We start from the raw sequence: 21604 nt of genomic DNA, 5'->3' as shown, positions 1-21604 counted from the left end.
TAGAAAAAATCTTTTGACTTTGTCAGTGTTGGGTAAGTCCTGTTGGGCAAGTATGGGATTGCTGACCGCGGCCCGCTGGCCGCGTCTCGCCTAAGCGTGTTCTATTAGTCAGTCCGACGACCTTAGGCCAATGCTGCTTCGACTTGATGCGGACTGAAGGTTGACCGGGTCCCGTGCCGGCCGAAATCGTCGCCGCTTCCTCAAACAATCAACAGGAAATCTCTATGCGTTTGAAGGTCACTCCAAACGTCAGCGCCAGATACTGGGCGGCGATCATGCTTGCGAGCATCTGCGGAACGAACCTGGGTGACATCATTCCCGACGTCCTCAAGCTGGCACCGGCCAAAGGCCTGATCGTGCTAGCGCTTATGTTTGCAATATTGGTGCTTGTTGAGCGTGCAAGCGCCAAAGGCAGCGAAGCCTTTTACTGGATCGCCATACTCCTTGTGCGAGCGGCAGCAACCAATATTGCGGACTATTCGATAGACCACGCGCATCTCACCTACTTCGACGTTGTTACCACCTTGGTGGTCATCTTCATCGGAATTGTGATGCTACGACGTCGATCGACACTCGAACAAACAAAGGGCGCATTGCAAACAGACGGCTTTTATTGGCTGACCATGCTGATCGCGGGAACCCTTGGAACAGTAACTGCGGACGCAATTGGCCACTCCTTCAATTCAGTCAGGATTGGCGTCCCGATATCCGCGTCAATCGCAACGCTAGTACTGCTTCTGATCTTGATTGCGAGAGCACGCCTAATGAAGTTCGGTGCCACAAGCTACTGGGTGGCTGTCGCCGCCATCAGATGGTGGGGCACCAATGTCGGCGACATGTCGGCATTTTTTCTTTCGCTGATCCCAAGTGCTGCAATAAGCGGGTTTGCGCTCTCTGCCCTGTTGTCAGCTTCGGCCATCATTTCTTCATCCGCGACCAGGCGCCAGCTCGAAGAGCATTCGTAACACGTCCGCCATCGTCCGGATCGGCAGTGGGTGCGAGGATGGCACACGCCAAAATTACACTTGGGAGCTTACTCTAAAGATGGAAACAGTCTCGTCGAGGCGCGTCGCCTGTTCGTCGAGCGATTGCGCAGCGGCCGCCGCCTCTTCGACCAGCGCCGCATTCTGCTGTGTAACCTGATCGATCTGACCGATGGCAACGTTAACTTCCTCGATGCCATGACCCTGCAAATCCGACGCCGCAGCGATCTCCTCGACTATGCCTGCGACCCGGCGTATCGCCTGCTGCACCTCTGCGGTAGCGCGCCCCGCCTCTTGCGCCTGTTGCGAGCCCGCTTGAATCGTTGCTACTGATTGCTCGATTAGATCCTTAATCTCCTTCGCAGCAGACGAAGAACGTTGCGCAAGACTGCGCACCTCCGCCGCGACAACCGCGAAGCCCCGCCCTTGTTCGCCCGCACGCGCCGCCTCAACCGCCGCATTCAGCGCGAGAATGTTGGTCTGGAAGGCGACGCCTTCGATCATCGATATGATTTCCGCGATCCGTGAGGAGCTCGACGCGATTTCGTTCATCGTGTCGACCATCCGTTCAACCGCCCTATTTCCTTCATCAGAAATTCGCGTCGTGCTGATAGCAAGCGCGTTGGCCTGCCGCGCGGCGTCGGCGTTTTGCTGCACTGTTGCCGTGAGCTCGCCGAGGTTGCTGGCCGTCTGTTGCAGCGACGCGGCCTGCTGTTCAGTACGCGAAGACAAATCGAGGTTGCCGGCGGCAATCTGCTTCGACGCCACACCGACCGCATCGCTCGATGAACGCACCTCGGCGACAACGCCGGCCATCTGCTCAAGCAGGCTGTTCAATGCCGTTGCCGTGTGACCGATCTCGTCCATTCGCACAACGCTTGCGCGCTGCGAAAGATCCAGTGACTGGCTGACCCGCTGAAGCGTTTCCTGCATCTGACGCATACCCAGGCTGATAAGCGCATAGAGGCGGCTCCCCAGCACCCCGGTCACCACGAGTGCCGCGCCTGCAACGGCGAGCATCAGGCCGAATGCAAATCGGTACGCATTCGCGTTTTCTTCGCGCACGAGGTTACCGCGAGCGATGTCCTCGCTCAGATGCTCGTGCAACCCATCGTTCAGCGCCAGCGCAGCGTTATGAACGGCGCCGCCGTCGTGAAGCATTGCGAGGGCGCCATCGCGCTCGCCCACCTGCATCTTCTCGAAGAACGCTTGACGGGCGTCGCGATACGCGGTCATGCGGGTACGATCCGCTTCGAACAGTTTTCGATCGGCGTCGTCGGAGACTTCGTGAGCCAGCGCGCGAGCAATCACGTCGTCAAACTGACGGTCTGATTCGGCAATTTCCCGTTTCATGCCCGAGCGGCTGGCATCGTCGACACCGTCGACCACATAGCGGTAAACGGCAAGCCGCATTGCGGCAACGTTATCAAGCGCGGCCGATATCGATTTCAGGCTCGGCACCGTGCGCGTCTCCAGCCCTTCGATACGCTGGTAGGATGCGCGAAGTTGCATTAATCCGTAGCCGCCAACCACCGCCAGCGCGAGCAACGCGCCACCGAGTGTCATAGCGAGCCAGCGAACAATCGTCATGTTTTTCATTATCTTTGCGTTTCCTGCGATTGCGCGCGGTGGATCCCGAGAGCATCCGTGTATAACGGCTCACCGCAGACGATTATTCAGCGTTGCCGGCATCAAATTAATCAAAAGGCCCGATAGATAAAAGTTATGTGTTGCGCACGAGCTGGCGCTGCTGTGCCGCTATCAACTTAAACCAACCCGCCTCCACGATTCCCGCGGCAATTCCGGGGCAATTCAATCGGCAGCAGGTCTGCGGCAAGCGCTCATTCGCCAGCCGGTTTGGCAATGGCGTCCAGTTGATAGAGTTCCAGCTTGCGATATAGCGTGCTGCGCGAGACACCCAATGAGCGGGCCGCCTGGGCGAGATTGCCGTGCGCATCCTGCACTGCCCGGACGATGGCCAAACGCTCCGTTTCCTCCAGACTGCCCGATTGCTTGTGCGCAGGCAGTACAACGCCGGCGGTGCCGGTTTCGTCGAGCAGTTCAGCAGGCAGCTCGTCGAGCGTCACCGCCTCTTCGTTGGACGTCAGGAGCAGATTTTCTATGACGTTGCGCATCTCCCTGACATTACCGGGCCATGAATAAGCGCGTAGCACCGTCATGATGTCGTCGCTTAGTCGCCGCTCGGGCACCGCGTGGCGTTGCGCGAGTCGCCGGTTGAAAAACGCGACGAGGAGATCGATATCGATGTCCCGTTCGCGCAGCGGCGGAATGCGGATACGCGTCACGCTGATGCGGTAGTAGAGATCACGTCGGAAGTGGCCCGAGTCGACCTCTTCGCGCAGATTGCGATTGGTCATTGCCAGCAGGCGCACGTCGACGCGCCGCGGCTGAGTGTCCCCTAGCCGGTAAATGACGCCCTCCTCCAGGGCACGCAACAGGACCGGTTGAAGTTCGAGCGGCATCTCGCCGATTTCGTCGAGACATAGCGTGCCGCCGTGAGCCAGTTCGAATCGCCCTGGCCGCCCTTCGGCAGTCGCGCCCGTAAAGGCACCACGCACGTGGCCGAACAACTCGCTGGCGATCAGTTCTTTCGACGCGGCTCCGCAGTTGTACGCGACGAAAGGTCCACCTCCTCCTTCTTCGCCATGGATGGCGCGCGCGAAGAGTTCCTTGCCGACCCCGGTTTCGCCCTCGATCAGAACCGGAACACGCCTGCGGGCCAGCTGACGACCGCGGTTGATGGCGGCCAGCATTGCTGCACTTTGCCCCTGGATCTGCGCGAAGCAGCTGCGCTGCGGATCGGCCTCGCCACTGCGCTCGGCGATCCGGGCGTTGATGGGCTGCGACCGCACGGGAACAACGAGCATGGCACCGATCGTGTTGCCATCGACCACAACCGGATTGAGCCAGTCGGCATGCAAACCTTTGGGCAGATGTTGCGCCCAGTCCTCCACCGCGGAAGTCTCATCCATACCGGGGAAGCGTTCTCCGATGCTGACCGGCAATGGCACCCTGCCGGTGGTATGCACAAGCCGCCCGGCCCGATCGATCGCGATCATCCCGGTGGCATCGGATGACGACAGGCGCTGCAGACAGAACGCCAGCAGGCGCATATGCTCGCGAGCCGCCTGTTCGGCCAGCACCATTTCAATCTGACGCGCGGCCGTTACCGCCAAGGTGAGGTTGTTGATCTGATAGGTGGAAGGCGGCCCGGAAATGTCGAGCACGCCGAGAATCTTGCCGGTGCCAGGTTCGCAAATCGGCGCCGCCGCGCAACTCCACGACTTGATCCCTTCGCAGAAGTGCTCGGAGCCGTGGATATAGCTGGGCTGGCCGGTGGCGAGCGTGGTGCCGATGCCGTTGGTGCCGGCCTGGCCTTCACGCCAGTCGCCACCCATCGTCAAATGAATTTTTTCGCCGGCCGCCAAGGTACGCAAGTCTCCTGCGGCCTTGAGAATCACACCATCCTGATTGGTGAGCAGCAGGATCGAATGCGAATCCGCAAAGAGATCTGCGGTCACCGTGAAAAGACGATCAGACGCCGCCAGCAACTCCCGGTGCCGCCAGCGCAGCGCCTCGACTGCGTCGCCGTGAACCGCGAACGGTGCCGATCCCGCAGTGGGATTGACCCCGGATTGCAGACTGCGTCGCCAGGAGTCGATCAGCGCCGAAGGCGCGGACGTGGACGGCTCGCCCGCGAGAAAACGCTCCCATGCGAGCATCGTGACCCGGTCTGAGTGACGGTCGTTCGCACGCTGCGCGTTAGCCACTACCCGGCGCAGAGCGGCCTGATTGCCAAGACCCGACATGGTGCTGAGCTGCTGTCTCGTCACAACTCTCCTCCTATGCGATGGGTCAGCTCGGAACCTGCTCTGCGGCTGGCTTCGGCGTGACTCGCAAATATGTCGCGGCGTGCTTTTTTGCTCGATTGCCAGTCAAACCCAGCGACGCGATCGCTGATTAGTATATGCCTGCATCGCGATCCATTCAGGCTGGCAAGCCAGGAATCGCAACGCCGAACGTTTGCAGTATCAGCACGACATTGAACAATAAGACCACGAATGCCGCCAGGGTGGCGATCACCGCGATGAACGCGCGATTTCTGTAGATGCCCATCACGTCCTCGCGGCAGGTGAACCATAGCAACGCGGCCATCGGCAGCGGCAACGCGAGGCTTAATACAACCTGACTGAGGACGAGCGCCTGGGTCGCATTGACCCCAAGCGCCACCACGACGAAACTCGGCACCATCGTGACGGCCCGGCGCAACCATAACGGAATGCGAAAACCCACGAAGCCTTGCATGATCATCTGACCCGCCATCGTGCCGACCACGGAACTCGATATGCCCGAAGCGATCAGCGACAACAGAAAAATCCCTGCCGCCCCAATGCCTAATAGCGGCGCCAGCGTGTGATAGGCCGTTTCGATCTCCGCCACCTCGGGATGCCCGTGATGAAATGCACCTGCGGCCATGATCACCATCGCCATATTGATGAGACCGGCGATGGCCAATGCAATGACGACCTCGATATTCGAGAATTTCAGCAACTTTTCCCGCTCGCGCTCCGTTCTCGCGGGTGCTCGCCGTTGCGTTAGTCCGGAGTGCAGGAAAAGCGCGTGCGGCATCACCGTTGCACCCACGATTCCGACCGCAATCGTGAGCGCATTCGCGTCGGGCAATTGAGGGGAAAACGTATGGGCCAGGACACTCGGCCACGCGATCGGCGTGATGAACAATTCGGCAAGGTAGGACAACCCGATGATGCCGACGAGCGCTCCGATCGCCAGTTCAAGAGGACGGAAACCGGCGCTCTCGAACAACAGCAGGCCGTAAGTCACTACCGCCGTGACCGCCATACCGGCGAGCAAGGGCATATGAAACAGTAACGAGAGTCCGATCGCGCCGCCGAGAAATTCGGCCAGATCGGTTGCCATCGCGGCAATTTCGCTTACACCCCACATGATCAGCAAGACGGGTTTCGGAAACCGTTCGCGACATAGCTCCGCGAGGTTTCGCCCTGTGACGATGCCGAGCTTCGCCGAGAGCGCCTGAAACAGCATCGCCACAAGGTTTGCCAACAGCACCACCCAGAGCAACGCGTAACCGTATCTGGCGCCCGCCTGAATATTCGTCGCAAAGTTGCCCGGATCCATATAGGCAACAGAGACCACCACTGCCGGTCCCGCAAACGGCAGAAGCATCAGCGCGCCGCGGCGGCGGCCATCCAATACCTCTCTTACCGCAAGCGTTGTGCGCTCGGTTCTCGTCGCCGGTCTGGCTGCCTTACGAACGCGATCGTCCAAGCTGTGGCTCCTTGCTCATGAAAATGACAGGAGTGCCCGATTTACCGGGCAGGCATGGCATTCACGGCATCGCACTGCCGATTGCACCGACTATGCCTCGCAACAGCGGAGCGACCGCCGTGCCCATATCGGACATAATAATCAATGTACCGCAGAGTGTGATTGTCCACCCCGACGCGAGTTTGAGCAGGCGAATCGGGGACCGTGCACCGAGGTACCGAGCCGTCGTCGCGACGGCATTGAATCGAGGAGTCGCGCCAATACTCATCGTTGTCTCCGTGTCTATTGATGGCCGCCCGAAACACGCCGGCAGCGGCCGTTTTTTTGCCGGTCCTCGACCCGAAGACCGGTTGTAGCGTCACTATTTTCGGCCGAGCAGTTCGGCGCCGGCGCCAAGCGCCGGTCCAGCGGTCGGATCGATCGTGTCCAGCTTTTTGGCAATCAGTGTCTGGGTGGTCAGAATCAGGCCGGCGACCGAAGCAGCGTTGCGTACCGCGCTATAACTGACCTTGACCGGATCGATGATGCCCGCCTCCATCAGGTTGACGAACTTGCCCGTGCGGGCGTCGAGACCCACGCCCGGTTTCGCACGCACCGCCTCGGACACGATCGCCGCGCCGTCAAGGCCGCAATTGGTCGCGATGTGATAGAGCGGTTTCGTCAGCACGCGCTGCAGCAATCTGGCACCCTGTTGCACACTGCCGTGGGTCCGCGCAATCACGCCTTCGAGTTCCGCGGACACGCGCAGCAGCGCCATCCCGCCGCCTGGCACGATGCCCTCGGCAATCGCCGCGCGTGCCGCATTGATTGCATCCTCGATCAGGTGAAGCCGGCGCTTCTGTTCGACCGGCGTGGCGCCGCCGGCGAGGATCATCGCGGTACCGCCGGACAGCTTGGCGAGACGCACCTGAAATTTGTCGCGTTCGACATTCTCCGGGGCCATCTCATACTGCCGCGCGACCTGCTGACGGCGTGCGGCAACAGCAGCCGGATCGCCGCCGCCAGCGGTAATGATGGTCTGGTTAGACGAGATGCGCACCTGCCTTGCGCTGCCAAGATCGCGCAGTTCCGTGGTTTCGAGCTTGCCGCCCAGATCACGGGCGATCACCCGCCCGCCTGTGACGATAGCGATATCCTCGAGCATGGCCTTGCGCCAATGCCCGTACTCCGGCGGATGAATCGCCGCCACCGGCACCTCGCCATTGTCCCGCCACGCCAGCAGGGCCATGACACAGGCGGGGGCGACCTCCTCCGCAATGATCAGCAGCGGGCGTTTGCTGTGTGCGGCAAGCGCCTGTAGCGCCGCCACTTCCTCTGCCGACTGTAGCCGCTGATCGGTCATCAGAATGAGCGGATTGTCGAGCACCACCTGCATTCGTTCGATGTCCGTGACCATATGGTGAGAAAGGTAGCCGCGATCGAACGCCATCCCATCCACCACTTCAAGACGGGTTTCGACCGTCGTGCCGTACTCGACATCGACGATGCCATCCGGACCCACCCGCTCGAGCGCTTCGGCCACCATCGCGCCGGTGACCTCGTCATTGGCGGCGACCACGGCCACGGCGCGCACCTCTTCGCTCCCGCGCAGCGGTGTCGCTGCCCGCCTGAGCGCCGCGATCACCTCGTCTACCGCGATCTCCAGCCCCTGAACCAGTTCAACGGGGTTGGCGCCGTCCGCGAGACTGGTGAGACCCTCCTGGACCAACGCATCGGCCAGCACGGTGGCCGTGGTGGTGCCGTCGCCGGCGACTTCATTGGTCTGCTTCGAGACTTCGCGCACCACCTGCGCGCCGATGTTTTCGAACGGATCTTCCAGCTCGATCTCGTTGGCGATGCTCACACCATCGCGCGAGATGATCGGCGTGCCAATCGGACGGTCGATGATCGCATTCATTCCGCGAGGCCCGAGCGTGCCTCTTACCGCTTTGGCCAGTTTGGCGACACCGCGGCCGAGCGCCATGCGGGCCTCGTCGTCGTGCAGCATGATATTCGGCATGATTCATCTCCTCCTGTTGGAATATTCTGGATTGCTACATTTCAAACCGATTCCGCGGTGTTGCCGAATTACGCGAGCCTGACAGCGCTCTTCCAATCGCCGAGCGGCACGAAATGCACGGGCTTGATCTCGACTTGCGGCACGGCTGCGGCTGCGTCCTCCTCGCCGTACCGCGCCGCCAGCAAGCCGCGACACAACGCACTGTTGAATTCCGCATTGACGCCGACCCGCCGTAAGGCGCGCAAGTAGGCGCCAAGCCCGTCCGCATCGAGCAACGCACCGTGACTGTCGACGAAAGCTGCTTCGTCGGCCTGCGCAGCGTCAATGGCACAGCCTGTGACGACGAAGCGCCGCGCCAGGTAGCGTTCCACGAGTCGCCGGCTTGCGGAATCATCAGGCAAGCCAGCGAGTTCCGCCACGCTCATGCGCACGAGCCGCGCAGGTTCAAGGCCCCGTTCGAGCAGCGACGTCAGGAGCGCTTCCTGTCGCCGCTGAAAAGCCTTGACCATGAAGGTCCGGCGGATGTCCTCGAGTTCACCGCTGGCCTCAGCGCCGAAGGTGTCCTGGAATGACCGCCCGGCCGCCACGCCGCGGTTGATCTCGTCGGCGTACATATGTTCGCCGAGTCCGATCGTCACCTTCGTCACCCACGGTAAGCCCGCGACAGCAATGCGCATGTCGTCGGCCATCAGGAAGGCGAAGTTGGCGGCGCACCAGTACGTCGGCAGCCGGAAGCCAATCTGCACGCCGCCGCCGGCATCCACCTCCACGCGGGTGACGAAACCCAGCTCGGTCACCGATTCGTCGAGTTCGGGATCGGCGACCGATGCGAGTTGCGCCCACACCTCGGCGGCCCGATCGACGGCGGCCGTTGCAGCTTTCGCGCTCGTGGCGGCCATGGTATTCATGCCCCGACCGCAGCCGGTTGCCGGACATCCTTCAGCAACTTCTTCTGCGCCTCGACGTCAATACCGTACAACCGCGCCGCATTGAGCCCGAGAATCTTCTTCTTCGCCGTCAGCGACAGTTGCACGCCGGTTTCCTTGCTGACGGACTCCGGCAATTCGAAAGCCATGAACTTCTCGATCAGCCACTTGGGCGACCAGATACCGTAGTCGCTGCCGTAAAGGATCTTGTCTTCGCCGATCCAGAACAGCAGCTCCGAAATCACATGCGCGAAGTACTCCGGACGCGTGTGAATGAACGGCAACACCACCGCAAGACCGCCGTAGACGTTCGTCTCCTGGGTCGCGATCCAGCAGAAATCGTCCAGACGCGGCAGGCCGCAGTGCTCAACAATGAAGTTCAGGTTCTGGAAGCTGGTCGCCACATCGTCGACATCGGCAACGTCGAAAGCGTCGCGATTCAGCGGCAGGATCGTCGGGCCCTTATGGACGTGGATATTCTTGATGCCCAGCTTCTCGCAACGCTCCAGGTACTTCTGCACGCTCGGGTCCGACAGCTTGTAGCCCTTGCTGTCACCGCGCCACTCCGCCGTGTAGAGCTTGACGCCCTTGATCCCATACGTCTCGGACAGCTCGTCCAGATAGTCGAGTCCGGCCTCGCCGTCGCGCGGGTCGAACGCACCGTTGACGATGAAACGGTGCGGATGCTTTTTCTTCAGCTCATAATTTTTCTCAGTCGTGTTGAATCCGTTCTTGTAAAAGTCCGTCAGGTAAGTCGGCTGGCAGATTGCCATGTCGTCGTAACCTTTGACAAACAGGTCGTCAAACATGACTTCCGGGCCGTAGTTGTCGAACTTCTCCTTCGGCCACAAATACTCCTTGGGACTCAGGTTCGAGTGATACGCGTAAAAGCAATCGATGAACTGCTGGCCATGCACGTTCTTCAAGTTGGCCTTGCTGCCGTCCCATAGATGGACGTGTCCGTCGATGATGAAAATGTCTTCACCGTCCGTGGTTCGATACATGGCATGTGTCTCCGTAGTTGTTGCGAGCGGCCCGCCACCCGTCAGGGCGGCCGGACGCCTCATCAGATAGCGGGCTGCACGATCACTCGTAGGCCATCGCGTCGTCCATGTTGCCGAACAGCACGACGGTCTCGTCATCGACCATCACCATCCGCCCATAGTGAGTCGAGGTGGATATCTCGAACAGATGCGGGGTCATCTCCCGGCCCAGTGCTTCGCTGATCTCGCCCATTTTGAATTCGATCTTGCCCTGCCCGTCGATCCGGATCATGGCGGGCAGATAGGTCACCGTGATGCCGGGCTTATGGGTCATCAGTTCGGCGATAGCACGAGCCTCGACGCTGTCGTTCATCGTGACGCCGCACTGATGGGAAATGGTCTGCTCGAAGCGAACATCTTTCATCGACTTGAAAATGTTGTCGTTGTGCACTGACATTGCGTACTCCTCTTCGCGGTTGGGTTGTGCGGTTGGGTTGTGCGGTTGGCTTGCCCGGTTAGATCAACTGGGCAAGCAACCCGTCAGGCCTGGAGTGTCAGCGGAAAGTGGACGCCAATCTCTCTGGCGATCATCTCCGCCCGCTCGATCGAGCTGTTCAGGCAGTCATTGAACTGCGCCGTCTTCACATGAGGAATCGACCAGATCGGCTGCAAGTGCTTCGCGGCCGAAGCAGCAAGCGCACCGTGCTTCTCCAGCCACTCGCCGAACAGCTTCCGATTGGCCTCGCCGTGCCTCGGATCGTTGGCCAGCATGTGAAACAGTTCAACGGCATTGGCCAGATTGCGCTCGTAGTCCCCCTCCGCTGCGGACACGACCGTGGGCGTCAGGAAATCGTTCTGCGAAGCGGCGACCTGCATGATGAAACCGCTGCGGAACAGGTCCGCCACCATCGGCTCGAACACGACATTCACCGCAAAGTACTTTTCGAGGAAGTCGGTGGCGCCGCCGATAGCCTCGACCGCGCGACGCGTTTCCTGCCAGATGGGATCGTTCAGCCAATGCTCCTTGCCGGCATCAAGATCCATATTCGCCAGGTCTAGTGCGATCTCACCCAGGTAGAGCGTCAGGTCCTGAGCGAAGCGCAGCTTGTAGGAGGCGTTGGTCAGGATCGCGCTATTGATCATCTGCGTGTAGCCGTAGCGCTGAGCGTGCATGGCGGCGGTGCCGAGACCGAACTCCGCATGTTTGTACGCGCCAAGATGCTGCTCCAGCACCTTGACCCAGGTCTTATCGAAGCGCTTCACCGCGCCTGAGCGCCGCGCGTTGTTGACGGCGCCCGTGATCATGCCGACGATCGTCGACTGACGCTGGTAGTGCGTGCGTTCCCACTCCTCGTCGACCGCGCGGAATTTATGCCAGTCCGTGCTTTTCACTGCCGTCCAGGTTTCCGAATAGGTCGGCGTACCATCTGCGAACGCGAGAATCCAGTCCTGAAGCAGATAGCGCTTCGGGTCCGGCTGGACATCGACGGTCATGTCCTCGTAGTGGGTCGCCTTGCGTCCCTTCGGTTCGAAGTAGTTGTACTTGCGGCTCTCCGAGCCCGCAAACTGGGCCGCGCCGGCTGCGCCTGACTTCGTCGGTGCGACTTCCTGTAGCGACGTGCTCATGTTGCTCCTCCTTCCTCTTTCGGTTATCGGACTTTCGATCTGGCGCGATGCCTTGGCTTCCGTCAGCGAATAGCCTGGGTAAACTTGTCGAAATAGAGCCGCTCGGGCGCAACGCCCGCCATCTGCAGGACCGGCATCACTGCGTCGATCATCGGCGTCGGACCGCATGTATACGCGTCGATCTCACCGTCCAGCGATTCCTCACGCAATGCACGGCCCAGCACTTCGTGAATGAAGCCGGTCGCGCCGGTCCAGTCATCGCCCGGCTCGGCATCGGAAAGCGCCGGAATAAAGCGGAAATCAGGCAGCCGGTCCTCCAGTTCCGCGAAATCGTCGAGATAGAACAGATCGCGACGGCTGCGAGCGCCGTAGAAGAAACGAATCGGTCGTTCTTCGCCGCTTTGCACGTGATCGTTGAGAATCGACCACAGCGGCGACATCCCCGACCCTCCGCCTACCAGCACCAGCGGCCCCGGTTGGTCCTCACGCCGGAAACACGTGCCGTACGGTCCCTTCGCCACCAGCCTGTCGCCCGGTTTCAGACCGCCGTCCAGTTGCGACGAGAAGGCGCCGTTCGGATACTTTTTGATGATGAATTCGAGCTTTCTCTCACCGTTTGGCGTGCTCGCCATCGAGAACGATCGCGTAATACCGAGGCCGGGAATCGTCAAGTCCACATACTGACCCGCCCAGAAGCGCAGCGGCCGAGACAACTCCACCTCCAGCAGCCTGATGTCATGCGTCAGCGCGGTGATCTTCGTCAGCGTTGCGTCGTATTCACTCACGGCTATCGAACGGCGCATGAGGTCTTCGTCGTAGTTCAGCAGTTCGACCGTCAGATCGCTGAAGGCGAGTGTCCTGCACAACAGGATGTGATTGGTTTCGCGCTCGTAGTCAGGCAAAGCGAAGGTCGAATACTTCTTCATTTCGACATCGCCCTCGATCAGCAAAGACTTGCAACTGCTGCACTGCCCCTCCTTGCAACCGTGCATCACCGAGATACCCTGGCGAAAAGCGGCATCGAGCACGGTCTCGCCTTCCTCAACCGTCATCTCCACGCCGACCGGTTCGAATCGCACGGTATGAAGTACCTTGTCCTCTTCTGCATCCGGCATGTCGGCCCTCTTCTCTTGCGTGTCACTCATGTCCATGTCGCCCACCTCACGCTTCTCGTTCGTCCGGGGCAGCCGCGCCGCTGCCGCCGGACGACATGACCTCGTCAGTTCACCGGATTGATCTTGAAACCGGCGCGATATTCGGCGATGTGCTTCTCGCGCTGTTCCGGTGTCATGTTGCGCAGCAGAACGATCGGGCTCTGGATCGTGTGGCCGCGAACATCGTCGAGCGTCCACATGTTCCTGTCGTCGAAACGCAGGTGCGGTTGAGGCACCAGTGTCTTGCCGTCACTGCGCACGAAACCGAGATCCTTGATGCAATCGGCCAGATCCCAGCCGTGGTAGCACTCCTCCCATTCGCGGCGTCCGCTGAAGCGGCCCATTGCCGGAGTCGGCCGCCCCTCGTATTCCGAGGCGAACGCCACCTTGTGAGTCCAGCGGCACAATTCAGAGCAGTACGTGTAGAGCTGACCATCGACCTCGTCGACCACGAAGTCTTCACGGATCAGACAAGGCACCAGACAGCTCCAGCAGCGGTGCGGATACACATAGCCGTTCTCCTGGTCGAACAGCATGTTGGTCTCGCCGGGCACGCTCTTCTTCGCGTACCACTTCCAGAAGTCGCCGAATTCGGCGTACCAGCCCGGGTACTTGTGCTCGAACCACTCGAAGTCTTTTTCGGTCTGCGCTTCGATGCGCCAGAAGTTGACCGGCCAGCCCACGGCAAAGAACTGCGCGACCTTGTGGACATAGTTCTGTTTGACGATGCGATCCCAGGCGGCGGCGACATCGTCGTGATGGATCTTGATGCCGTACTTTTCAAGCGGCAGCATGTAGGTACGGTAGTAATCCTCATAGATCCACCGGTGCCACAGCTCGGCATACGATTCCTTGTTCTTGTCGCGATCCGCGGTGCCGTATTCGATGAACGTACCGATTGCCGCATCGACGATCGCGTGGTTTTGCCAGAAGGCGTAGCGCAGGTCGCGCTCGAGCAGCAGGTGATTGTCCGGGTCGTTGATGATCGACATCACCAGCGAATGGCCGTTGCCGATGTGCCGGCTTTCATCGGACTGCACCGAGAGAAACACCGTCGGCAGCGCATAGTCGCCGTTGCGTGCCGCTTCCGACGGCATGGCGACGAACAGCGTATTGGTGAATGCCGTTTCAGCGACCACCTGCAGAAACACGTTGGCCGCGGTGACTGCATCGCCGGTGAGGAAGCCTTCGGCAAACTGACGGCCGATGGTGGTGGCGTAGCATTTGCCGAATGCCGCCTCGGTAATATCGAATCCGGCGGGATCGATATAGTTCTCCATGTACCACTTCTTCAGATTCATCTGGATCGTCGAGTGCCGGAACTCGTCGACCATCTGCATCGTGAAGCCGGTTCGCAGCTCTTCGCCGGGCGCGAGCCGTCCAAGCATCGCCATCGAACGTGCCGCCGAGATTTCCGGGAACGGGATGATCGCAAGGAACAGCTTCATCCACTCGACCCAGCGCGGCTCGACATTGCGGAACATGTCGCCGCGCAACGCCGCGTCGAGCGCGCCATAGACACGATTATCCTTTTCCTCCTGCATCGGAAAATAGGAGCGCAGCACCTGCTTCATCGGGTCACGCGGCGCCTTGCTGATCTTGTAGTCGGTCGGGAAGGTCATCGCTTCCTGGACGTAACTGGGTGTCCAGCCGAGATCGGCGACGCGACGGGCCGCCTCGCCGATACTGATCCCTCGCTGCGAGGTGATCTTGTTTAGCGTTAATCCATCAGACATTGGGCTCTCCTTGTTCCATTTCACGATAACCGTCGTACGGCGACGCTTCGGGGCAGGGCTGGCCAGTGCCGCGGCCAGAGTCAACAACGCGGGTGTAGTCGCACACGCTAGCGAAGATTGGCGGGAGCAATGCTGAAGGACTTATGTCCAGATTCGTTCTTCATGAATGTGTCTCCTGCCATTTCTGTTTTGCGCTTCGGGACTGCAACGCTTTCCTTGTGACTTGCCCTAATAGAGCGACAAGCGTGCCAGGCAACGTTGGCTCAGCGTTGATGAGGCTGAGCCGTGCAAACAGGTCTTTGTGAAGCCATCAGCGCAAGTGTTCTGTTGTGTTATGCGACATTCGCGTTTGATGGACCTGTCCGATATTGGGACATATCCCCTGCCGATTAAATAATCTGGTGTACTGATCTAACTTCGTGAATGACGGCATGAGGAACCGCAAAAAATTCAGATGCGAACCGCTACTACAGGCCAATCCCCCCGTGACTTTCGCCCTTATAGATCACGCTGGGAGAGTTATTAGCAGGCGGCTTGCCCTCGGCGACAAAGCGCGCGGCGAGGATCATCGCGCCCATGGCGAAATCTTTGCCATAGGCCGCGATCATCGCGTCTGCGAGCGAGCCTAAGCGCTCGAAGAACTGGTCCTTGGACGGGTATTGCTCATTCATAGCTGCCTCCTTCCTCGTATGTGATGAATCTCGTTACAGGTTCATCCCGGACTTCTGAAGCGGAACAGCAGGTCCGGCAAGAACACGAGCGCAAGCTCGCCAGCCTCCGTGCCCAACGCTAAGCGTGTGCCGTCAGGAGACCATGCAACCGTGCTGACCGGACTGCTGCCGGAATGCTTGACGACCAGGACATCGCCGCTGCCCGGCTGGCACAGCAGCACCGCGCCGCTGTGGTAACCCACCGCGATCAGCGGATGCGTGGGATGGCAGGCGATCTGGCTGACCGGCGTCTTGCCGGCCACGCCGCATTCGTGCGGCTGGTCATCGCCGCCGGGCGGATCGAAGCGCCAGCAGACGGGCCGCAGACCACCGCTCGTTGCAAGAAACCGGCTGTCCGCGGAAAAAGATAGCGATCGAGGTTGTCCCGGGTACCCGCCCATTTCGATGTCGCCACCGTCGGAGAGCCGCCAGCCGTGCAGCGCGTTTTCTTCCATACCGCTCACCAGATAGCGGCCGTCAGGGCTCCACGCGACGGTGCGGTGATAACCGGGCCACGCCAGATGGCGTTGGTCAAGGGTGTCAGCGGACCATAAGGTGACTCCGCCTTGATGCGAGATCGCCAATTGCGTGCCGGCAGGGTCGAAAGCGAGGGCAGTCGCCGAACCGGGCAACGTCAGGCTGCCGGGCTTCGTCCCCAGCAAGTGAACCCGGCGGCCGCTTGCATACGCACGGCCGCCTGCAGGACTCGCGGCGACCAGGTCGATCCACTCGCCGGCCAGGTCCGCCAGGACTTCGCTGGCGCCATCGACGTTCAGGTGAACGAGGCGACCGTCGTCACCGCCGCTGAGAAATCCTCCTGCAGGGTCGGCGGCCAGCCCAAGGCAGGTACCCTCGTGGACGCTAAAGCACGCCAGTGGCGTGGGCGGCGCTTGCGCCTGCACGAACTCGACACCGCCGCTCTCGCGCGGCGTGAGCCGCGGCCCGCCTTCCCATGTGCCGGTTGCGAGCGCCAGCGTGCCGTCACCCAGCGCGAAGCCGGCGTATAGCCCGGTGACGTCCCAGACGGCCGCAACAACGGGCGCCTCCGCCACCCAACGCGCGCCGAGCAACTCGATCAGCGGTGGGGGCGCATTCATGAGTCGATCTCACAGTGTCGAATGCTCTCGCGCAAGCCGCGCCGATCGAGATTGCGCCCGATGAACACCAGCCGGCTATCCCGATGTTCGTCCACTCGCCAGGGTCGGTCGAAGTCCGTGTCCATCGTCATGTGTACGCCCTGGAAGACGAAGCGGCGCTCCGATCCGGCCAGGTCGACGATGCCTTTCGCCCGCAGCAGATCCTGGCCTTGCTCAACCACCAGTTGCTGCAGCCAGGAGAGGAAGCGGGTGCGCTCGAGCGGCTTGTCGACGCGCAACGACACGCTGTCTATGTCGTGACTGTGCCGTCCGCGATGCATGGAAGCGCGAGAATCAGCGCGAGAGTCGAGGGGAACATAGCGATAGCTGCGGTCGCCACGCGGCAACTCGCTACCCTCCTCTTGCGACGGGGCGAGACGCATACGCTTGAGATCGAACGCGCCGCGATCGAGCAGCGTAGCGAGTGGCACCGCACACCTGACACTGGGCAGCAGTTCCGCGGTCGGGTTGATGCGCCGGATTTCCTCCTGTATCGCCGCGAGCCCGGCCATGTCGACCAGATCGGTCTTGTTGAGCAGCACGATGTCCGCTTGCGCGAGTTGCTCCGCCGCCTCGCGACTGTCGGTGAGGCGCGCTTGCAGGTGGCAGGCATCGGCGACGCAAATCACGCTGTCGAGGCGCGTGTGCTGCCGGATGAGATCGTCGATAAAGAAAGTCTGCACCACGGGTGCGGGGTCCGCCAAACCGGATGTTTCGATCAGGATTCCATCGAAACCGCCCTTGCGTCTGACGAGTCCAGACACCACGCGAATCAGGTCGCCCCGCACCTTGCAGCAGATACAGCCGTTATTCAGCTCGACGACTTCGTCTTCAGCGCCCACGACGAGATCGCCGTCGATACCGATTGCGCCGAATTCATTGACGATCACCGCATAGCGCCGGCCATGCTGCTCACGCAGAATGCGATTAAGCAGTGTCGTCTTACCCGCGCCGAGAAAACCGGTGAGAACAGTGACCGGGATTCGATTCATTGCCAGCCTCCCCGGTTCGCGCCCGGAAGCATAGCGTCGAGATTGACCAACTCGTCTTCGAGCCGGATGCGCTCGGATTCGATCGCCTGCAACGCGCGTTCGGCGTCACTCAGCCGTTCACGCAATTGCGCGATGTTCCGCGTGCCATCGGGCGAGACGCCGTCGCGCTTCTCGCTGGCCAGCGCGCACGCCAACTCGATCTCGGCGCCCGCACGCCGGCTCTCGCCACGCAAGTGGTGGGAGTTGACCTCAGTCAGTGCGATGACCAGTCGCATGCGTTCAAAGAGCCGCATTGCGTCTTGCTGCGCCACGGTGTTCTCCCTTCAGGCCGAAGCCGATCCGCTACGGAATCAGCACCGCACGGCCCTTGATCTTGCCGTGGTGCAGATCCTTGAGCGCCTGGTTCGCGTCGCTCAAGCGGTATTCCCGGGTCGCCAGATGAACCAGTCCACGGTCGGCGAGCGCCATCAATTCGACCAGCTCGGGATAGGTGCCGACCAGATTGCCGACAATCGTTTTCTCGCTGGTGATCATGTCGATGGTCGGCAACTCGATCTTCCCGCCATAGCCGACGATGTAATAGAACCCGGCGTTGCGCGTCATGGCGAGTCCCTTGGCGATCGCATCGCCTTCGCCGACAAAATCGATCACTGCCTCCGCGCCGTTGCCGCCAGTCAACTCAAGCACGCTCTCGACTTCGTTTCCATCGCCCTTGACGGTATGGTGCGCACCGCATTCCTTCGCAAGCTGCAGCGCGGTCTCGGACCGATCGACCACGATGATTTCCGCCGCGCATAGGGCGTTCAATACCTGAATGCCGATGTGACCCAGGCCGCCAGCGCCGATCACGACCGCAAACTGGCCGGGAAGCAGGTGGCGCGACGCCTTCTTTGCAGCGCGATACGCCGTGAGTCCGGCGTCGGTATAAGGTGCGACGTCTTTGGGTGCGAGCGACTTCGGTAGCTGAATCAGCGAGCGTTCACCGGTCAGCAGATACTGGGCATAGCCGCCATTCGCATTGATGCCGGGAAACCGGCTGTCGGTCGCGTGCATATCGTCGCCACGACGGCATGCAAGACAATGACCGCTTGTCACCAGCGGATGACAGATCACCGGATCACCCACCTTCACGCTTTCGACGCCGCGTCCGACCGCTTCGACCCAGCCGGCATTCTCGTGGCCCATGATGTAGGGCAAAGCCACGTCGACCTTGCTGCGCCATATGCCTTCAACAACATGAAGATCGGTGCGGCAGACACCGGCGCCTCCGATACGGACGATCACGTCGGTGGGACGTTCGATTTTCGGATCCGCGAATTCTTCGTAGCGCACGAATTCGTCGCGGGACAATGACTCGTCGTACTGATGCAGCACTGCGGCTTTCACGTTTCGCCTCCTCCAATCGTTGTGTTTCGAGTTCGAGCAGGTGGCCGGCCACCGCAAGACTCGCCTCGGACGCTTGCGACTTTTTTGTAGCTTTCTGAGCAAGCCCTATGCCAATGATCCTGAATTCACCAGGCGTGGGCGCGGTCTACACGATGGACAAGGCGCGATTGATACGCACGGAACTCAACGCCAGTCGTGGCCGGCCCGTGCTGTCGCATAATCGGACATATGGTTAGAGACAGACTGCCGGGTCTGTTTCAAAATGGGACATATCGCTTTTGATGAAATGTGCGATTTTTCGAGGCATAGCGCGGCGAGTATGTTCAGCCACCAGCCGCTCGTCATGAATTCGTCGAAATCCAACTCAGTGTCCGAACATCAGTGAGTAGCGGCGCTCGGTCTGCAGCGACTTGACGTCGGCGTTCAACTTTCGGAGTGCTGATGCTGTCCGGCAAAGGCAAAAAATCCTACCGCGCTTTGCCCGCACCACCCCAATTGAAACCAGAACCGAACTGCAGCGCCGGCGCCCACTTCACGCATGCCTGAAAACTCAACGCAGCGCCGCCGACGGCAAACAGAACCGGAATCAAAAAGTCTTGGCTCACACGGGTAAATTCAAAAACGAGCACCACCGCCGTAATCGGCATCTGCATCGAAGCAGCCAGAAACGCCGTCGCGCCGACAACGGCAAACGCGCCTGAAGAAGCGCCCGGCCAGAACAGACTCCACGCGCCACCGAGCACGATCGCCAACAACGCGCCATTCGCAAGCCCAGGCGTCAACAAGCCGCCTTCGGCACCCGCACGCAAACTACTCGCTGTGATCACCACCTTCAGCACCAGCAGCATCGCCGCGAGCGCCATCGTCAGGTTGCCATCGAACGCCAGTCCCGCAGGCCCTTTGCCATTGCCGAGCAACTGCGGAAAGTGCATCGCCAGCACGCCGATGATCGCGAAGTTCAACAACGACAACACGGGCAAACGCCAATCCTTGGGCGCCTCTGCGCGCGCGCGTTTCGTGAGTTCCGTAAAGCCCCACGCCGCAGCACCGAAAATCGGACCGCACACGACGGACCAGACGACGAGCGAGGTACTCACCGTCAACGACGGCACGAGATACTGATGCTCGTTGCCCAGACCGAATTGCGCGACCAGCGCCGCGACGGCCGATGTCACCGCAGCAGGCACCACAGCTTTCCAGCCAAACGTGCCCAACAGCACCTCGAGCACGAACACCGCGCCGCCGAGCGGCACGTTGTACACAGCGGCCAGACCCGCGCCCGCACCGCACGCAACCATGATCCGGCTCTGCTCGACCGATAAGCCCGCGCGGTGGGAAAGCCAGCCGGCCAGCGCCGAACCGATCTCGCGCGGCGCGACTTCGCGTCCGAGCGGCGAGCCGAGCGCCACCGTCACGATCTGCAGCAACGCATGCACGGTGGTGCTCAACACAGGCATACGTGGATCGTCGGATTTGACGGCCTGGCGAATGCTCACGAGCGGCCGCCCGAAGCGATACAGCAACCACCAGCCGAACCCGGCCACCAGTCCGCACATCATCAGGACGAGTACACGCCGCTCAGGCGATGCATCGGTGACACCTTCCAGGAAACTCTCGCTGCTGATTGCGTGCGTCACGCTGTAGCCGTATGCGAGGTGCTGAATACCGTGCAGCAGCAAGGCGAGCAACATGCCGCCGAAACCGGCCCCGATCCCCGTCAGCAACGTGACGACGGCCAGTGCAGCAAGTGGATTGCGCGCGCGGCGCCGTGACTCCGAAGTGATTGATTTGGCTGACATGATGCGTCGACAGAGGCGGAATTAATGGGATAGCGATCATCTTATTCCGCGTCGCAACATGAATCAAATTGCTTTTTCTACTCGACTGATGCGTCATGCGCATAGGTCAAACGCACCCACGTCCTCGTGTGCCCTCAGTTCATCGACACGAAAAACATCGACAGCACGCAAGCGACGCCGACGAACCACACCAGCGAGCGAAGCGGCGCCAGATTCGCCACATACAAAACCCCGTGCAGCACGCGCGCGACGACAAACGTAATCGCCAGCCAGTTGATCCACGGGCTCGAACCCGACCCGCCTGCCTGCCCTGCGACGACGATCGCTGCGGTGAACATCGCCAATGCTTCCCACGCGTTCTGATGCGCAGCGTGAGCACGCGCGCGCCAGCCTTGGAGGCCCGCGAGATAGGTGCGCGGCGCGGCATTGTCGTAGCGCTTGCTCACTTTCGCCAGCATGATCCACGGGAACGGCAGCACCACTACGATGAGCAGGCATAAATGCGGAATCGTCATTCGTCAGTCTCCTTGTATGCGCGGCACGAATGCCGCGAGCCGCTGTTATACCCGCCAGCATCCGCTGTCGCCAACCTGAATCCCGCGAGCGGCGCCTCTACAGACGCTCGAAACGAGGCAGTCAGATTGACCGGTTTACCCGCCTCGTAAACGCGAAGAAAAGCGCCAAAAAACATTACAAATAACAAACAATTCATCAAACGCGATTAATACAATAATTACATTAAGCCAACATTCGCCATGCGTTGAGATTCGCACCGGAATTCGCTCCAGGGATTAATACGGATAAACGCGGCATCTACCATGCAAGCGTTTAACGCTCGGCGTACAC

At 60.6% G+C, this 21604-nt stretch carries 18 protein-coding genes; 1 reads left to right on the top strand and 17 read right to left on the bottom strand.

Annotated features, from left to right (window positions below; translation table 11 throughout):
* The first annotated feature begins 224 nt into the window (after window positions 1-224).
* Window positions 225-965 carry a hypothetical protein gene (locus M0D66_RS26210; protein WP_093632514.1) on the top strand — a complete coding sequence of 247 codons (741 nt, stop codon included), beginning with the start codon at window positions 225-227 and terminating at the stop codon, window positions 963-965.
* A 54-nt stretch (window positions 966-1019) separates the two neighbouring features.
* On the opposite strand, the gene M0D66_RS26205 is transcribed toward M0D66_RS26210, so the two are convergent.
* The 17 genes from M0D66_RS26205 to M0D66_RS26125 all read right to left on the bottom strand — a co-directional run bounded on the left by M0D66_RS26205 (window position 1020) and on the right by M0D66_RS26125 (window position 21273).
* Window positions 1020-2582 carry a methyl-accepting chemotaxis protein gene (locus M0D66_RS26205; protein WP_266211965.1) on the bottom strand — a complete coding sequence of 521 codons (1563 nt, stop codon included), beginning with the start codon at window positions 2580-2582 and terminating at the stop codon, window positions 1020-1022.
* 242 nt (window positions 2583-2824) lie between these two features.
* Complete coding sequence (locus M0D66_RS26200; protein WP_093632513.1) at window positions 2825-4813, bottom strand: sigma-54-dependent Fis family transcriptional regulator; 1989 nt, start codon at window positions 4811-4813, stop codon at window positions 2825-2827.
* Window positions 4814-4991: 178 nt separating this feature from the next.
* Complete coding sequence (locus tag M0D66_RS26195) at window positions 4992-6311, bottom strand: Nramp family divalent metal transporter (protein ID WP_093632512.1); 1320 nt, start codon at window positions 6309-6311, stop codon at window positions 4992-4994.
* A 361-nt stretch (window positions 6312-6672) separates the two neighbouring features.
* Window positions 6673-8310 (bottom strand): molecular chaperone GroEL, encoded by a 1638-nt coding sequence (locus M0D66_RS26190; RefSeq protein ID WP_266211964.1) that lies wholly within the window; start codon window positions 8308-8310, stop codon window positions 6673-6675.
* 68 nt (window positions 8311-8378) lie between these two features.
* Complete coding sequence (locus M0D66_RS26185; RefSeq protein ID WP_244864070.1) at window positions 8379-9218, bottom strand: metal-sulfur cluster assembly factor; 840 nt, start codon at window positions 9216-9218, stop codon at window positions 8379-8381.
* Window positions 9215-10240, bottom strand: a complete 1026-nt coding sequence (locus M0D66_RS26180; protein WP_266211963.1) for an amidohydrolase family protein — start codon at window positions 10238-10240, stop codon at window positions 9215-9217. Before M0D66_RS26180 ends, M0D66_RS26185 begins: the two co-directional genes overlap by 4 nt.
* An 82-nt stretch (window positions 10241-10322) precedes the next feature.
* Window positions 10323-10676 (bottom strand): MmoB/DmpM family protein, encoded by a 354-nt coding sequence (locus tag M0D66_RS26175; RefSeq protein WP_093632508.1) that lies wholly within the window; start codon window positions 10674-10676, stop codon window positions 10323-10325.
* Window positions 10677-10759: 83 nt separating this feature from the next.
* Complete coding sequence (locus M0D66_RS26170; protein ID WP_266211962.1) at window positions 10760-11845, bottom strand: aromatic/alkene monooxygenase hydroxylase subunit beta; 1086 nt, start codon at window positions 11843-11845, stop codon at window positions 10760-10762.
* A gap of 62 nt (window positions 11846-11907) precedes the next feature.
* Window positions 11908-12990: an NADH:ubiquinone reductase (Na(+)-transporting) subunit F gene (locus M0D66_RS26165; RefSeq protein WP_093632763.1), complete on the bottom strand. Its 1083-nt coding sequence runs from the start codon at window positions 12988-12990 to the stop codon at window positions 11908-11910.
* Window positions 12991-13064: 74 nt separating this feature from the next.
* Complete coding sequence (locus tag M0D66_RS26160) at window positions 13065-14735, bottom strand: aromatic/alkene/methane monooxygenase hydroxylase/oxygenase subunit alpha (RefSeq protein ID WP_093632506.1); 1671 nt, start codon at window positions 14733-14735, stop codon at window positions 13065-13067.
* Window positions 14736-15202: 467 nt separating this feature from the next.
* The gene (locus M0D66_RS26155) at window positions 15203-15406 is read right to left on the bottom strand and encodes a hypothetical protein (RefSeq protein ID WP_093632505.1); all 204 of its coding nucleotides are present in this window, start codon (window positions 15404-15406) and stop codon (window positions 15203-15205) included.
* 41 nt (window positions 15407-15447) lie between these two features.
* Entirely contained in the window at window positions 15448-16542 is a 1095-nt protein-coding gene (locus M0D66_RS26150; protein ID WP_266211961.1) for a WD40 repeat domain-containing protein, read from the bottom strand.
* A complete protein-coding gene (locus M0D66_RS26145; RefSeq protein ID WP_200621300.1) occupies window positions 16539-17573 on the bottom strand; it encodes a GTP-binding protein in 1035 nt (344 codons plus the stop codon). Before M0D66_RS26145 ends, M0D66_RS26150 begins: the two co-directional genes overlap by 4 nt.
* On the bottom strand, window positions 17570-17884 hold the full coding sequence (locus M0D66_RS26140) for a hypothetical protein (RefSeq protein WP_244862833.1): 315 nt from the start codon (window positions 17882-17884) through the stop codon (window positions 17570-17572). Before M0D66_RS26140 ends, M0D66_RS26145 begins: the two co-directional genes overlap by 4 nt.
* A 31-nt stretch (window positions 17885-17915) precedes the next feature.
* Window positions 17916-18959 carry an NAD(P)-dependent alcohol dehydrogenase gene (locus M0D66_RS26135; RefSeq protein ID WP_093632502.1) on the bottom strand — a complete coding sequence of 348 codons (1044 nt, stop codon included), beginning with the start codon at window positions 18957-18959 and terminating at the stop codon, window positions 17916-17918.
* A gap of 467 nt (window positions 18960-19426) precedes the next feature.
* Window positions 19427-20758: a chloride channel protein gene (locus tag M0D66_RS26130; protein WP_093632501.1), complete on the bottom strand. Its 1332-nt coding sequence runs from the start codon at window positions 20756-20758 to the stop codon at window positions 19427-19429.
* A 134-nt stretch (window positions 20759-20892) separates the two neighbouring features.
* Window positions 20893-21273 carry an MAPEG family protein gene (locus tag M0D66_RS26125; RefSeq protein WP_266211959.1) on the bottom strand — a complete coding sequence of 127 codons (381 nt, stop codon included), beginning with the start codon at window positions 21271-21273 and terminating at the stop codon, window positions 20893-20895.
* Window positions 21274-21604: the final 331 nt, after the last annotated feature.

Source organism: Paraburkholderia sp. SECH2, from assembly GCF_030464795.1.
GTDB classification, from domain to species: domain Bacteria; phylum Pseudomonadota; class Gammaproteobacteria; order Burkholderiales; family Burkholderiaceae; genus Paraburkholderia; species Paraburkholderia aspalathi.
The sequence above is the reverse complement of the archived record's forward strand: the minus strand, read 5'-3'. Positions and strand labels throughout refer to the sequence as shown.

Excerpts from the sequence above, each read along its gene's own strand:
- M0D66_RS26130 (WP_093632501.1), bottom strand. The coding sequence starts at position 20,758 with ATGTCAGCCAAATCAATCACTTCGGAGTCACGGCGCCGCGCGCGCAAT.
- M0D66_RS26170 (WP_266211962.1), bottom strand. The coding sequence starts at position 11,845 with ATGAGCACGTCGCTACAGGAAGTCGCACCGACGAAGTCAGGCGCAGCC.
- M0D66_RS26125 (WP_266211959.1), bottom strand. The coding sequence starts at position 21,273 with ATGACGATTCCGCATTTATGCCTGCTCATCGTAGTGGTGCTGCCGTTC.
- M0D66_RS26180 (WP_266211963.1), bottom strand. The coding sequence starts at position 10,240 with ATGTATCGAACCACGGACGGTGAAGACATTTTCATCATCGACGGACAC.
- M0D66_RS26165 (WP_093632763.1), bottom strand. The coding sequence starts at position 12,990 with ATGAGTGACACGCAAGAGAAGAGGGCCGACATGCCGGATGCAGAAGAG.
- M0D66_RS26210 (WP_093632514.1), top strand. The coding sequence starts at position 225 with ATGCGTTTGAAGGTCACTCCAAACGTCAGCGCCAGATACTGGGCGGCG.
- M0D66_RS26190 (WP_266211964.1), bottom strand. The coding sequence starts at position 8,310 with ATGCCGAATATCATGCTGCACGACGACGAGGCCCGCATGGCGCTCGGC.
- M0D66_RS26155 (WP_093632505.1), bottom strand. The coding sequence starts at position 15,406 with ATGAATGAGCAATACCCGTCCAAGGACCAGTTCTTCGAGCGCTTAGGC.
- M0D66_RS26175 (WP_093632508.1), bottom strand. The coding sequence starts at position 10,676 with ATGTCAGTGCACAACGACAACATTTTCAAGTCGATGAAAGATGTTCGC.
- M0D66_RS26145 (WP_200621300.1), bottom strand. The coding sequence starts at position 17,573 with ATGAATCGAATCCCGGTCACTGTTCTCACCGGTTTTCTCGGCGCGGGT.
- M0D66_RS26185 (WP_244864070.1), bottom strand. The coding sequence starts at position 9,218 with ATGAATACCATGGCCGCCACGAGCGCGAAAGCTGCAACGGCCGCCGTC.
- M0D66_RS26205 (WP_266211965.1), bottom strand. The coding sequence starts at position 2,582 with ATGAAAAACATGACGATTGTTCGCTGGCTCGCTATGACACTCGGTGGC.
- M0D66_RS26200 (WP_093632513.1), bottom strand. The coding sequence starts at position 4,813 with ATGTCGGGTCTTGGCAATCAGGCCGCTCTGCGCCGGGTAGTGGCTAAC.
- M0D66_RS26150 (WP_266211961.1), bottom strand. The coding sequence starts at position 16,542 with ATGAATGCGCCCCCACCGCTGATCGAGTTGCTCGGCGCGCGTTGGGTG.
- M0D66_RS26160 (WP_093632506.1), bottom strand. The coding sequence starts at position 14,735 with ATGTCTGATGGATTAACGCTAAACAAGATCACCTCGCAGCGAGGGATC.